Genomic DNA, 12,933 nt, shown 5'->3' with positions numbered 1-12,933 from the left:
TAGCGCTTATCTATCAAGCGCTAGGTGCCAATATGGTTTGAAACTCTGCAGCGGGCGGCTGTGTGGCCTGCGCGCCCAGCCGTGGTGCCAGGTGGATGCCTGCCAGCATGCAACGCACCGAGCCCCCGGCCAGTTCGATGGTGGGCACCGCCAGGGGCAGCAGGGTGGCGTGCTGCTCCACGGCTTGGCGCTGTGCGGGCGTGAGGCTGGCGGCCGCCCGCGCCGACAGGGCGAGCACGGGGCCCACCGTGCCCTGCAGTTCCAGCGCGTTGGCGGCAAAGTCTGCGATCTGCTCCGGGCTCAGGTCGATCACGGTGCGGCCGCTCTCCCACAGCCGCTCCTGCACCTCGCGCCGCCGGGCTGCGTCGCTGACCATGTGAAAGCCGCCCATTGCAAAGCCGGTGCCAATGCACAGCATCACGTTGGTGTGGTAGCAGGGCTGGCCTGCCCCATCGGCCGTGGCAAACACCATGGGCTCGTACTGGAAGTGGGTGCAAAAGCGCTCCAGCGCCACCGGGTTGGCCCGGTGCGACTGGGCGGTGTAGGCCACGCGGCCGATGTGGTCGAGCACCATGGCGCCTGTGCCTTCGAGGAACACGCCGTCCTGCTCCAGGCCGGAGTAATCCACCACCTCTTGCACGCGGTACTGGGCCTTGAGCTGCTCGATGATGTCGTGGCGCCGCTCGCGGCGGCGGCTGGGCGCGTACATGGGGTACAGCGCCACATGGCCGCCCGCGTGGGTGGAGAACCAGTTGTTGGGGAACACCGAGTCGGGCGTGCCGGGCTGCCCCGGTGCGCCGGTGTCGTCAAACAGGTGCACGCGCACGCCCGCCTGGGCGATGCGGGCCGCGGCCTCGGTCACCTCGGCATGGGCGCGGCGTGCCAGCTCGGTGGGCGGCGCACCGCTGCTGCGCTGGTAGGCGTTGTCGGCGGCGGTTTCGGGGTTGGGGTGGAAGTGGTGCGGGCGCACCATCACCACGGCGGCGGGGGCTTGCATGGACGGGCGTGGGCGCTGGCCGTGGGGCAGGGCAGGGGATGTCGTCGCAGTCATGGCGGTGCTGTGTCGGTATTCACGCCACGCGGCGCAGGGCCACGCGCTGGCGGTCTCCCCGGGTGCGGCCAAACAAGTCCTTGGGGTCGCCATCGGTGGGCACCAGCTCGACCTCAGTGCCCAGGTGGCGTGCGGTGGCCAGCTGGTGCACGTAACGCAGGGCCGAGTAGTCCTCCAGCGCAAAGCCCACGGAGTCAAACACCGTCACCTCCTGTGCCGATTGGCGTCCTGCCGCCTGGCCGCTGAGCACGCCCCACAGCTCCGTCACCGGGTGGTCAGCGGGCAGTTGCTGGATGTCGCCTTCGATGCGGGTTTGCGGCTCGTATTCCACAAAGATGCGGGCGCCGCGCAGCACATCGGCGTGCAGCTCGGTCTTGCCAGGGCAGTCGCCGCCCACGGCGTTCAGGTGCATGCCGGGCTCGATCATCTCGGGCGTGAGGATGGTGGCGTTGGCCTTGTCTGCAGTGATGGTGGTGACGATGTCGGCACCCCGCACCGCCTCTGCCACCGAGGCGGCTGGCACCACGCGCAGGCCGGGCACCGTGGCCAGGTTGCGCTGCAGCTTGGCCGTGGCAGCGGGGTCAATGTCGAACACCCTCAGCTCGTCCACCCCCAGCAGCGCATGGAACGCCAGGGCCTGGAATTCGCTTTGCGCGCCGTTGCCGATGAGGGCCATGCGGCGCGCACCGGGGCGGGCCAGGGCGCGCGCCGCCATGGCCGAGGTGGCGGCCGTGCGCAGCGCGGTGGTCAGCGTCAGCTCGGACACCAGCAGCGGGTAGCCCGTGGCCACCTCGGACAGCACTCCGAAGGCCATCACCGTAGGCAGGCTTCCCGTAGCCCGGTTGGGGTTGCCCGGGTGGCCGTTGACGTACTTGAAGCTGTAGAAGGCGCTGTCGGCCACGGGCATCAGCTCGATCACACCGCCCGCGCTGTGGCTGGCCACGCGGGCGGTTTTGTCAAAGTCGGGCCAGCGCAGGTAGTCGCTTTGCAGGTGCTCTGCCAGCTCGGTCATGAAGCGGGCGGGGGTGATGTCGTGGACCAACTGGGCGAGGGTGGGCAGGTCGATCAGGCGGGTCATGGGGTGTCTCCAGTTCAGCGTTGTGGTGTGCTGAGGGGAATTTTCCGGAGGGCATGCGCCAGCGAACAGCCCACAAGCTGCTCAAATAGTCCTGTAAATTGGCGTTTTGTCTGATTGAGGTGGCTAAATGTTCAAAATCGATGACACCGACCGCGAGATCCTGAGCATCCTGCGGGCCGATGCCCGCACCCCGGTGGCGGTCCTCGCGCAAAAGCTGCGCATTGCCCGGGGCACCGTGCAGAACCGCCTTCGCAAGCTGGAGGACAGTGGCGTCATCACCGGGTACACGGTGCGGCTGCGCCCGGAGTCCGAGCCCCAGCGCATCCGGGCGTGGATGAGCATTGCCGTCGAAGGCAATGCCGCACCCGAGGTCATCCATGCCCTGCGCGGCGAGCCTGCCGTGGGCACCTTGCACACCACCAACGGGCGCTGGGACATCGTGGCTGAGGTGCGCTCTGAAAGCCTGGAGGCGTTTGACGCCGCGCTGGGGCGCATCCGCCTGACCCCGGGCATTGCCAATACCGAAACCAGCATCCTGCTGTCCACCTACAAGGCGTGAGGCTCAAGATGGGCAAAGCAAGCTAAGCCCACGGGGCGTGAAACTGGCGCGGTGCAGGTAGGCGACCGCCGCGCAAGGGCCGCCCCGCCGCGCTGGCGGTGTCCCCCATCCCGAATTGCGTAGCAATTCGAGAGAAGGGGGAAGGCGCGAAGCGACTCAGGGGGTTGTGCCACATTCGCGACAGCGCCTAGGGGGTTTCCGCATGCCCTTGCGCCCGTGTCTGCAGTCCAATGGCGCAGTCTTTGTTTTGCTTGTTCAGGAGCTCCGCCATGCAACGTCGCCAGATCCTCCAATGGGGGGGCGCCGGCCTCGCCGCCCCGGCATTTTTGGCGCAGGCCCAGAGCTTTCCAAGCAAGCCCATCAAGCTCGTGATCGCCTTCCCGGCGGGTGGCCCCACCGACATCACCATGCGCTCGCTGGCCGACAACGCCAGCAAGATCCTGGGCCAGCCCGTGATCGTGGAGAACAAGCCCGGCGCCGGTGGCACGCTGCCCGCGCAGGCGCTGCAGGGCGCGGCGGCCGATGGCTACACCGTGGCGCAGATTCCTCTGGGCGTGTTCCGCCTGCCCTACACCACCAAGATCAACTGGGACCCGGTCAAGGACATCAGCTACGTGCTCAATGTCACCGGCTACGCCTTCGGCCTGGTGGTGCCAGCCGATTCCCCGCTCAAGACCTGGACGCACTTTGTGGCCTGGGCCAAGGCCAACCCCGGCAAGCTGAGCTACGGGTCCACCGGCACCATGACCAGCCCGCACCTGACGATGGAACTCATCGCCCAGCAGCTGGGCCTGGAGTTGCTGCACGTGCCCTACAAGGGCAGCGCCGACCTGATGCAGTCCATCCTGGGCGGGCAGATCATGGCGGCGGCCGACTCCACCGGCTTTGCGCCGCAGGTGGAGGCCGGCAAACTGCGCGTGCTCAACACCTGGGGCGCCGAGCGCCTGGCCAAGTTTCCTGACGCACCCACGCTCAAGGAGCTGGGGCTCGACCTGGTGCAGAACTCGCCCTTTGGCATTGGCGCGCCCAAGGGCACGCCCGAGGCGGTGGTCAAGCGCCTGCACGATGCCTTCAAGCAGGCGATGGAGCAGGACAGCTACAAGACGGCGCTGGCCCGCTACGACATGGTGCCGATGTACATGAGCACGTCGGCGTACAAGAAGTTTGCGCAGGACACCTTCACGCGCGAGAAGGCGCTGGTCGAAAAACTGGGCCTGGCCAAACCGAGTTGAAGTGAGCTCCCCCTGAGCGGCTGCGCCGCTTCCCCCTCTCTCGCTGCGCTGCGCTGGCGTGAGGGGGACGCCCCCAGCGCACGGAAGTGAAGCGCCGCAAGCGGCTTGGCGGCCCTTGCGCGGGGGCACTGGCCTGGGACGCGCCAGTTACGACGTTTCGCTGGCAAACTTTTGTCACTGAAGGTCCGCGCTCAAGCTATTCATCGGTACCGCGACGAGGCCTCTGGAGGGCGTATGACGTTCCGTGTGATGATCCGTCCCAACATTGAACGGAACACCGCGAGCATTTATGGCATCCCCCTCCGACAGCATCAGCATGGCCCTGTTCTGCGACTTTGAAAACGTCGCCTTGGGTGTGCGCGATGCGCAGTACGAAAAGTTCGACATCAAGCCCATCCTGGAGCGCCTGCTGCTCAAGGGCTCCATCGTGGTCAAGAAGGCCTATTGCGACTGGGAGCGCTACAAGGGCTTTAAGGCCACCATGCACGAGGCGAACTTCGAGTTGATCGAAATCCCCCATGTGCGTCAGTCGGGCAAGAACTCGGCCGACATCCGTCTGGTGGTGGACGCGCTGGACCTCTGCTACACCAAGTCGCACGTCAACACCTTCGTCATCATCAGCGGCGACTCGGATTTTTCGCCGCTCGTGTCCAAGCTGCGCGAGAACAACAAGCAGGTGATCGGCGTGGGCGTGAAGCAGTCCACGTCCGACCTGCTGATCGCCAACTGCGACGAATTCATCTTCTACGACGACTTGGTGCGCGAAAACCAGCGTGCTCAGGCCCGCCGCCAGAACCCTGGCAGCAACCCGCCACCTGCGCCCCGTCGCAGCCCTGAGGAGGAACGCAGCCGCAAGGAAAGCCAGGACGCACGCCGCACCCAGGGTGTGGAGCTGGCGGCCGAGACGTTTGAGGCCCTGCTGTCTGAGCGGGGTGACACCGGCAAGATCTGGGCCTCGGTGCTCAAGGAGGCCATTAAGCGCCGCAAGCCTGATTTCAGCGAAGGCCGCTACGGCTTTCGCACCTTTGGCAACCTGCTGGAAGAAGCCCAGGCACGGGGCCTGCTGGAGTTTGGCCGCGATGAAAAATCGGGTGCCTATGTGTTTCGCAGCCTGGGCCAAGGCGCGGGAGGGGGCACCTCCGTGAGGCAGGACTTGCGGCAGGACCCGCGACAGACCGCGCAGCCAGATGCGGCGGCAGAACGCGCGGACCACAGCGCCCCTGCGCGGCATGACTTTCATGCGGTGGCAGTCGCGCCAGAGCGGCCAGTGGGGGGCGGTGATGCCCCCAGCACTGCAGGCCGGTCGCGTGGTCGCCGTGGCGAGGCTCAGGGCCGTGCAGAGGCAGTTTCAGAGGCCTTGGCGGAGAGCGATGAAGGCATGCACGCCGCATCGCATCAGCCTGCGGCAGAGCCCCCGATGGACCGTCCGGTGAGCCGCTATTTCTCGACGCCTGCAGTGCCTGTTGCAGCGGAGTCGACCGTGCCGCCCACCGGTGTGGTGGCCCACGCTGAGACCGCGGCGGAGGAGCAGACCACAGCGCAGGAGGCTGCGGTGACAGGCCCAGGCGATGAAGCCAATGAGGCCGCACCCGCGACCAGCCGCCCTCGGGCCCAGGGGCGCAGCAGTGCGGGCAAGAGCGCAGCAGCGGGCAGCAGGGCGGCAGCCCCGCGCGCGCGCAGCGCAAAGAGCACAGGGGCTGCCCAGCCCGCCCTGCCCATTGCCGCTGAGGCCCCATCGCCTGCCGAGGCACAGGCCCAAGCCCCTGCCAAAGCGCCAGCGCGCCCGCGCAGCCGGGCACGCAAGCCAGCGGACAAGTCGGCAGGGTAAGAGCGGCGAACAAAACTAAGCGAAGCGGCCCTGGCTAGGCGTTTCGCCGCAGGCAGTACAAGCGGTACGACAAGGCGAGACAACGACGCCAGGGGAGTTTTGTGGGCCGCTCTCAATCGGGCAGCGCTGCGGTGTTGTGCGGATGGGCTGTCAGCCCCGCACGGCCCACCGTGCGCGCACTTCGTCGTAACTCGGGGGCGTGCAGCCCGCCCGTTCCACACAGTGGCTGGCGCTGGCCAGGGCGTGCTGCAGCGTGCTGCGCAGGCGTGCTGCGTCCAGGGGCGCGGTGAGCCCGCCGGGGCGCAGGGCCAAGGCCTGCTGGCCGCGCTCAGGGCCCGCCAGCAGGGCGGTGATCAGCCCCGCCAAAAAGCAGTCGCCCGCGCCCACGGTGTCCACCACCGCCAGCGGCGCTGCCTCGCGGGCGTGCTCTGCCAGGCCATCCCTTTGCAACAGCCAGGCACCGTCGGGCCCCAGTGTCAGCGCCAGCCACTGCGCTGGCGTGTGCTGCAGCAGGTGGTGGGCGCGCTCCAGCGCGTTGGCGCCCGGCGTGCCCAGGGCCTCCAGATCGTCGTCGCTCACCTTGATGAGGTGGGCTTGCTGCAGCGCGGCCATCACGTTGGCGCGGTAGGCAGGGGCATCGTCCACGGCCGACAGGCGCAAGTTTGCATCGACCACCACCATGCGCCCCGCAGCACGCTGGGCGGCCAGCCAGGGCTGGTAGACAGCGGCATCCTGGGCCACCAGGGCCAGGCACCCCGTGGCCACCACTTGCAGGCCAGGGTGGGCGGAGCACGCGGCGTTCAGGGCCTCGGCCGTCACGGCCCGGTCGGCCACGCCGTCGCGGTAAAAGCTGTAGCTGGCCTTGCCTTGCGCATCCAGCGCGGCCAGGGCCAGCGCGCTGGGCTCGCGCACGGGCGCCGGTGCAGCCAGTGTGACCTGCGCCGCCTGCAGCCCTTGGGTCAGCTGCCTGCCCAGCAGATCGCCCGACAGCGGGTTCAGGTACAGCGTGCCCACCCCTTGCAAACCCAGCGCCCGCGTCAGGTTGTACACCGCGCCGCCCGCGCAGGGGCGCAGGCGGCCATCGGGTTCTTCGATCAGGTCAAACAGTGCTTCTCCCGCCGTGGCTACCAGCAAGGGGGACGGCCTTGGGGGCGGCAATGTCAGGCCTTGTGATGGGGTGGCTGCAGCACTGGGCTGGGGGGTTGGGCCTGTGGCGTGGGCCGCTGTTTGGCTAGGGAAAACCATAAGTAAATCCACTTGATTTATTAAGTTGTGGCGCACTATAGTTCGATCCCATCCACCCGGCAAGGGTGGTTGACCCGAGGGGCCGCAGCTGACGCGCCGCCGGGTGTTCGCAGCCTATTCACAGGAGACAACCGTGATGCAACGTGCCCCCGCTTTTGTACTTTCTGCCATCGCTCTGTCGGGCGCTATGGCCTGTGGCCTGGCCCAGGCGGCCGAGCCCGTGATCGGCCTGATCACCAAGACCGAGACCAACCCTTTCTTTGTGAAGATGAAAGAAGGCGCCACGGCCGAAGCCAAGAAGCTGGGCGCCAAGGTGGTGTCTGCCGCAGGCAAGACGGATGGCGACAACGCAGGCCAGGTCACGGCCATGGAAAACCTGATGGCCGCAGGTGCCAAGACCATCCTCATCACCCCCAGCGACGCCAAGGCCATCGTCCCCGCCATCAAGAAGGCACAGGCCAAGGGCGTGATGGTGATTGCCCTGGACAGCCCCACCGATCCGGCCGACGCGACCGATGCGCTGTTTGCCACCGACAACTACAAGGCCGGCGAGCTGATCGGCCAGTACGCCAAGGCCGCGCTGGCGGGCAAGAAACCCGTGATTGCCATGCTGGACCTGCACCCCGGCCACCCCGTGGGCGCACAGCGGCACAACGGCTTTTTGAAGGGCTTTGGCCTGCAGGCCAACGATGCCAAGAGCAACGAACTCTCGCGCCCTGCCGAGGTGGCCTGCATGGCCGACAGCTTTGGCGACCGCGCCAAGGGCCAGACCGCCATGGAGAACTGCCTGCAGAAGAACCCCGACATCAACCTCGTCTACACCATCAACGAGCCCGCAGCAGCTGGGGCCTACAACGCCCTCAAGGCGGCAGGCAAGGACAAGAGCGCCCTCATCGTGTCGGTGGACGGCGGCTGCGCCGGGATTGCCGATGTGGGCCGGGGCGTGATCGCTGCGACCAGCCAGCAATACCCGCTGCGCATGGCTGCGCTGGGCGTGGCGGCAGGCGTGGAATACGCCCAGTCTGGCAAGAAGGTGAGCGGCTACACCGACACCGGCGTGACACTGATCTCTGCCAAGCCCCTGCCCGGTGTGGACAGCAAGGATGTGAAGACGGGCACCGATCTGTGCTGGGGCGCGAAGTAAGCCTTTGGCTCCTCGCTGCTGACCGCGTTGCGTCGGGCCGATGCCCGGCGCGCTGACTGACCGACCTCTTTCCAAGCCATGAACACCACTGCCTCCAAGCTCCCGCCGCTGGCCACGCTCGGGCCCTTCATTGCGCTGCTGCTGGCCTGCGGCTTCTTTGCGCTGCAGAGCGACCGGTTTCTGACCGGCCAGAACTTCGCCCTCATCCTGCAGCAGGTGATGGTGGTGGGCGTGATCGCCATCGGGCAAACGCTGGTCATCCTCACGGCAGGCATTGATTTGTCGTGCGGCATGGTGATGGCGCTGGGCGGTGTGGTCATGACCAAGGTGGCGTCGGACTACGGCCTCTCGGCCCCCGTGGCCATTGCCTGCGGCATGGCGGTGACCACGCTGTTCGGCATGGTCAACGGCCTGCTGGTCACCAAGGTCAAGCTGCCCCCGTTCATCGTCACGCTGGGCACACTCAACATCGCCTTTGCCGCCACGCAGCTGTATTCGGGCGCGCAGACCATCACCGAGATTCCAGAGGGCATGACCTTCCTGGGCAACACCTTCCAGCTGGGTGGTACCGCCGTGGTGTGGGGTGCGGTGCTGATGCTGGCGTTGTACGTGTCCATGTGGTTCTTCCTGCGCAACACGGCGCCCGGCCGCCATGTGTATGCGGTGGGCAATAACCCCGAGGCCACGCGCCTCACCGGCATTGCCACCGACAAGGTGCTGCTGGGTGTGTACATGCTGGCCGGGGTGTTCTATGGCGTTGCCGCGCTGTTGTCCGTGGCGCGCACCGGCGCGGGCGACCCCAATGCCGGGCAGACGGAAAACCTGGACGCCATCAGCGCCGTGGTGCTGGGCGGCACCAGCCTGTTTGGCGGGCGCGGCGTCATCCTGGGCACGCTGGTGGGCGCGCTCATCGTGGGCGTGTTCCGCAACGGGCTCACGTTGATGGGCGTGTCGTCCGTGTACCAAATCCTCGTCACCGGCATCCTCGTGATCCTGGCCGTGGCCACTGACCAACTCTCGCGCAAAGGAGTGCGTTGATCATGACCGCCTCCACACACACAACGAACGCCCCGCTGGTCATGCAGGCCAAGGGCCTGGTCAAACGCTACGGGCAGGTCACGGCGCTCGATGGCGCTGACTTTGAGCTGCGCGCCGGGGAGATCCTGGCTGTGATTGGCGACAACGGCGCCGGCAAATCGAGCCTGATCAAGGCGCTATCGGGTGCCACCGTGCCCGATGAGGGTGAGATCCTGCTCGACGGCCAGCGCATCCAGTTCAAAAGCCCCATCGATGCGCGCAAGGCGGGCATCGAAACCGTGTACCAAGACCTGGCCGTGGCCCCCGCCATGACGATCGCCGAGAACCTCTTCTTGGGCCGCGAGCTGCTACGCCCCGGCTTGCTGGGCAGCGTGCTGCGCATGCTCGACAAGAAAAAGATGCTGGAAGAAAGTGTGGCCCGCATGGCCGAGCTCAAGGTCGGCATTCGCTCGATGACGCAGGCGGTCGAGACGCTCTCAGGCGGCCAGCGCCAGTGCGTGGCCGTGGCGCGGGCGGCTGCCTTTGCGCGCCACGTCGTCATCATGGACGAGCCCACCGCGGCCCTGGGCGTGAAGGAGGGCAACATGGTGCTGGAGCTGATCCGCCGTGTGCGCGACAAGGGCCTGCCCGTCATCCTCATCAGCCACAACATGCCCCATGTGTTCGAGATTGCGGATCGCATCCACATCGCCCGCCTGGGCAAGCGTGCGGCGGTGGTCAACCCCAAAAAGATCAGCATGAGCGACACCGTGGCCGTGATGACGGGCGCCATGGCCGCGTCTGACCTGCCCGCCGAATGCCTTGCCTGAAGACGCTGCCATGCTGAAAAACATCGACCCCCTGCTGACCCCCGACCTGCTCAAGGTGCTGGCCGAGATGGGCCACGATGACGCCATTGTTTTGGCCGACGCCAACTTCACCGCCATGAGCCTGGGCGCGGGCAAGCCCGTGCTGCGTCTGCCGGGCATTGGCATGGCGCGCGCCGTGCAGGCCGTGGCCAGTGTGCTGCCCCTGGCGCAAGATGTGCCGCACCCCGTGGCCTACATGCAGGTGGGTGGCACCGAGGCGCCGTACCAGTCTGCCCTGCAACGCGAGACGCTGGCCGTGCTGGCATGCGAGGGTGTGAGCAGTGCGCAGGCCGAGGGCGTGGAGCGCTTTGCCTTCTACGAGCGCGTCATAAAGGCCTATGCCATCGTTGTGACGGGCGAGCTGCAGCCCTGGGGCAATTTCCTGCTGCGCAAGGGCGTCATCGGCGAAACTCTGCGGGATTGATCGGGCTCGTGTTCAATCACCGGGAACCGTTCGGGCGGAGCCCTTCGACAGGCTCAGGACAGGCTTGTCGAAGCCCTGCGCGGCGCTTCGACAAGCTCAGCGTGAACGGTTTTGTATTTTCGAAGGCCACTTGGTATGAACCTCCCGCCCGCGATGCTGGAAACTGACCCATCCCCACCCCCTGCAGACTTGGGCGAACCTCCCAGCAACGGCCCGGCCCTGCTGCGCCAGCGCGGCTCCAACCACGTAGGGCTGCGCCAGTTCAACGAGCGCGTGGTGCTGCAGGCCCTGCGCACCCACGGCAGCCTGGCCAAGGCCGAGATGGCGCGGGTGACGGGCCTCACCGCACAAACCATCGGCCTGATCACCGCCCGGCTGGACGAGGACCAACTGCTGCGCCGCGAAGCCCCCGTGCGCGGCCGCGTGGGCCAGCCCTCTGTGCCCATCGGCCTGAACCCGGACGGCGCCTTTGCCATCGGCATCAAGATTGGCCGGCGCAGTGCCGACTGGCTGCTGGTGGACTTTACCGGCCACGTGCGCGAGCGCGTGGTGCTCGACTACGCCTTCCCCGACATCGACGTGCTACTGCCTGCCATCCGCACGCACCTGAACCAGTTGCTCGACGGCCTGGGCCCGCTGCGCTCGCGCGTGGTGGGGGTGGGTGTCGCGGCACCGTTTCAGCTGGGTGGCTGGCACCGCATGCTGGGGCTGACCGAGGCGCAATCCGAGGCCTGGAACAACATCGACCTGGCCGAGCAGGTGCAGCAGATGACCGAGCTGCCCGTGAGCTTTGCCAAGGACACCTCGGCCGCTTGCGTGGCCGAGCTGTTGCAGGGGCGCGGGCGCGACATCCCGAGCTTTCTGTACCTGTTCATGGACACCTTTGTGGGTGGCGGGCTGGTCATCAACTCGCATCTGCACCGCGGCCTGCATGGCAACGCAGGCGCGGTGGCCTCGCTGCCGTTGGCACCGGCCCAGCCAGGCCAGGCCCCTGCGCAGCTCATCAGCCAGGCATCCCTGTGGGAGTTGGAGCAGCGCTTTCGCGAACATGGCCTGGACCCCATGGCCGCCTACGACAAGCGCGTGCTGCAGGCCCCGTGGCTGGAGCATAGCCGTGCCTGGATCGCCCACGCCGCGCGGGCGCTGGCGCATTGCGTGGTGTCGGGCGCGGCCTTTCTGGACCTCGATGCCGTGGTGCTCGATGGCGCCGCCGCCCCCGAGCTGCTGCAAGCCCTGTGCGAAGGCGTGCGCCAGGCGCTGGCCGACTACAACTGGGAAGGACTGCACCAGCCGCCTCGGCTGGAACTGGGCAGCATCGGCTCGGACGCCCGGGCCCTGGGCGGCGCACTGCTGCCACTGCACGCCTGCTTTGCGCCAGACCATGAGATTTTTCTCAAGGCGTGATGCCCGCGCAGCACGATCATGGACTCGACCTCTTTGAACTTGAAATATCCGTTTGGGTTGAGCCTGTCGAAACCCAGCGCAGCCTTGGACTCTGCGCTCAGTGAGCGGTTCAAGTAGGCTCAGGCCGGATCAATAGTGTTGATTTGCTATTGAATCAATAGCTGCTTGCGCTTTATTGGCGCGCGATACGGCTTTTTTTGCATGAGATGCATGTCCCTCATCTGCTGCGAGGGGCACTGATCAACGGTTGGCCAGGATGGCCCGCGCCACTTCAGCAAACCCCGCGCCGCGCTCGCCCTGCGTCACATAGCGCGGCAGATGCTGCAGCTGCGGCACAAACCGCGCTACGTTGGCCACGCCCACGCTGTGCTCAAAGTGCTGGAACATCAACTGGTCATTGGTCGAATCGCCCACATACACCCAGCGGTCCATCTCCGCATCCAGATCCCGTCCCCACAGCTCGCGCACGATCCAGCGTGCACCTTCGAGCTTGTTGTGATCGCCAAACCAGCCATTGATGTGGATGCTGCTCACCGTGGCGTTCATGCCCGCCGCACGCATGAGGCGCACGGCATGGTCGATGGCGTCCTGCGGAAGGTGCGTGAACTCGCTGTGGTCAATCGCAATGTCCGTCTCCCGCCCCGCAGAATCCGTAGCCCTGCGGGCACTAGGCACCTCGGCCTCGATCTGCGCCAGCACCTGCTGCATGCGCGCATAGTTTTGCTGCCGAATGGCTGGAGCCTGTTGATATGATTTTGATAGCTGCCAGCGCTTATTTGATAAGCGCTGGAGGCCGATTTCATTCAAATCTTCTGCCGCCCGCCGCAGTGCAACAGCCCCGTTCTCTGCCACGATGGCATCCACGGGCCACTGCGCCGCAAACGGCTCACTCCAACCCACTGGGCGGCCGGTGATGGCCACCACGCTCAGCCCTGCGGCTTTGAGGTCTGCCAGCGCTTGCAGGGCATCTGGGGTGATGGCGCCATCGGTGGTGAGGGTGTCGTCGATGTCGGTGAACACCCCGCACAAAGGGGGATATGGTTTGCCGAGCCAGCTAGCAAGGGGCGGAATGGGCGAATGCA

Annotated in this window: 12 protein-coding genes; 8 read left to right on the top strand and 4 right to left on the bottom strand. The window is 66.6% G+C overall.

Annotated features, from left to right (window positions below):
• Positions 1-13 precede the first annotated feature (13 nt).
• Entirely contained in the window at positions 14-1,051 is a 1,038-nt protein-coding gene (gene ctlX / locus CLU86_RS14205; RefSeq protein WP_233195018.1) for a citrulline utilization hydrolase CtlX, read from the bottom strand.
• Positions 1,052-1,070: 19 nt separating this feature from the next.
• Positions 1,071-2,129 (bottom strand): ornithine cyclodeaminase, encoded by a 1,059-nt coding sequence (locus tag CLU86_RS14200; protein ID WP_099742055.1) that lies wholly within the window; start codon positions 2,127-2,129, stop codon positions 1,071-1,073.
• Positions 2,130-2,256: 127 nt separating this feature from the next.
• Here CLU86_RS14200 and CLU86_RS14195 point away from each other — a divergent pair, with 127 nt between their 5' ends.
• The 3 genes from CLU86_RS14195 to CLU86_RS14185 all read left to right on the top strand — a co-directional run bounded on the left by CLU86_RS14195 (position 2,257) and on the right by CLU86_RS14185 (position 5,748).
• Positions 2,257-2,688: an Lrp/AsnC family transcriptional regulator gene (locus tag CLU86_RS14195; protein WP_099656697.1), complete on the top strand. Its 432-nt coding sequence runs from the start codon at positions 2,257-2,259 to the stop codon at positions 2,686-2,688.
• A gap of 269 nt (positions 2,689-2,957) precedes the next feature.
• Entirely contained in the window at positions 2,958-3,920 is a 963-nt protein-coding gene (locus CLU86_RS14190) for a tripartite tricarboxylate transporter substrate binding protein (protein WP_099742054.1), read from the top strand.
• Positions 3,921-4,209: 289 nt separating this feature from the next.
• A complete protein-coding gene (locus CLU86_RS14185; protein WP_099742053.1) occupies positions 4,210-5,748 on the top strand; it encodes an NYN domain-containing protein in 1,539 nt (512 codons plus the stop codon).
• 150 nt (positions 5,749-5,898) lie between these two features.
• Here the strand turns inward: CLU86_RS14185 and CLU86_RS14180 are convergent, their stop codons facing one another.
• Positions 5,899-6,882, bottom strand: coding sequence for a PfkB family carbohydrate kinase (locus tag CLU86_RS14180; RefSeq protein ID WP_233195017.1), 984 nt, complete (start codon positions 6,880-6,882; stop codon positions 5,899-5,901).
• A 247-nt stretch (positions 6,883-7,129) separates the two neighbouring features.
• Between CLU86_RS14180 and CLU86_RS14175 the strand changes: the two genes are divergently transcribed.
• The 5 genes from CLU86_RS14175 (at position 7,130) to CLU86_RS14155 (ending at position 11,851) form a co-directional block, all read left to right on the top strand.
• Positions 7,130-8,137: a sugar ABC transporter substrate-binding protein gene (locus CLU86_RS14175; protein WP_099656693.1), complete on the top strand. Its 1,008-nt coding sequence runs from the start codon at positions 7,130-7,132 to the stop codon at positions 8,135-8,137.
• A 78-nt stretch (positions 8,138-8,215) separates the two neighbouring features.
• Entirely contained in the window at positions 8,216-9,175 is a 960-nt protein-coding gene (locus tag CLU86_RS14170; RefSeq protein WP_099742051.1) for an ABC transporter permease, read from the top strand.
• A gap of 2 nt (positions 9,176-9,177) precedes the next feature.
• The gene (locus tag CLU86_RS14165) at positions 9,178-9,984 is read left to right on the top strand and encodes an ATP-binding cassette domain-containing protein (RefSeq protein ID WP_099742050.1); all 807 of its coding nucleotides are present in this window, start codon (positions 9,178-9,180) and stop codon (positions 9,982-9,984) included.
• 10 nt (positions 9,985-9,994) lie between these two features.
• Positions 9,995-10,447, top strand: a complete 453-nt coding sequence (locus CLU86_RS14160; protein ID WP_099743580.1) for an RbsD/FucU family protein — start codon at positions 9,995-9,997, stop codon at positions 10,445-10,447.
• Positions 10,448-10,600: 153 nt separating this feature from the next.
• Entirely contained in the window at positions 10,601-11,851 is a 1,251-nt protein-coding gene (locus CLU86_RS14155; protein WP_099742049.1) for an ROK family transcriptional regulator, read from the top strand.
• A gap of 240 nt (positions 11,852-12,091) precedes the next feature.
• Here the strand turns inward: CLU86_RS14155 and CLU86_RS14150 are convergent, their stop codons facing one another.
• Positions 12,092-12,922, bottom strand: coding sequence for an HAD-IIB family hydrolase (locus CLU86_RS14150; protein ID WP_099743579.1), 831 nt, complete (start codon positions 12,920-12,922; stop codon positions 12,092-12,094).
• Between the last annotated feature and the right edge of the window lie 11 nt (positions 12,923-12,933).

It is taken from the genome of Acidovorax sp. 62 (assembly GCF_002754495.1).
In the GTDB taxonomy this organism is placed as follows: Bacteria; Pseudomonadota; Gammaproteobacteria; order Burkholderiales; family Burkholderiaceae_C; genus Acidovorax.
Note: the sequence above shows the minus strand (reverse complement) of the source record. Positions and strands in the feature narration are given on the sequence as shown.

Bases quoted from the DNA above. Each gene is read 5' to 3' on its own strand.
- ctlX (WP_233195018.1), bottom strand. From the start codon at position 1,051: ATGACTGCGACGACATCCCCTGCCCTGCCCCACGGCCAGCGCCCACGC.
- CLU86_RS14200 (WP_099742055.1), bottom strand. From the start codon at position 2,129: ATGACCCGCCTGATCGACCTGCCCACCCTCGCCCAGTTGGTCCACGAC.
- CLU86_RS14195 (WP_099656697.1), top strand. From the start codon at position 2,257: ATGTTCAAAATCGATGACACCGACCGCGAGATCCTGAGCATCCTGCGG.
- CLU86_RS14190 (WP_099742054.1), top strand. From the start codon at position 2,958: ATGCAACGTCGCCAGATCCTCCAATGGGGGGGCGCCGGCCTCGCCGCC.
- CLU86_RS14185 (WP_099742053.1), top strand. From the start codon at position 4,210: ATGGCATCCCCCTCCGACAGCATCAGCATGGCCCTGTTCTGCGACTTT.
- CLU86_RS14175 (WP_099656693.1), top strand. From the start codon at position 7,130: ATGCAACGTGCCCCCGCTTTTGTACTTTCTGCCATCGCTCTGTCGGGC.
- CLU86_RS14170 (WP_099742051.1), top strand. From the start codon at position 8,216: ATGAACACCACTGCCTCCAAGCTCCCGCCGCTGGCCACGCTCGGGCCC.
- CLU86_RS14165 (WP_099742050.1), top strand. From the start codon at position 9,178: ATGACCGCCTCCACACACACAACGAACGCCCCGCTGGTCATGCAGGCC.
- CLU86_RS14160 (WP_099743580.1), top strand. From the start codon at position 9,995: ATGCTGAAAAACATCGACCCCCTGCTGACCCCCGACCTGCTCAAGGTG.
- CLU86_RS14155 (WP_099742049.1), top strand. From the start codon at position 10,601: ATGCTGGAAACTGACCCATCCCCACCCCCTGCAGACTTGGGCGAACCT.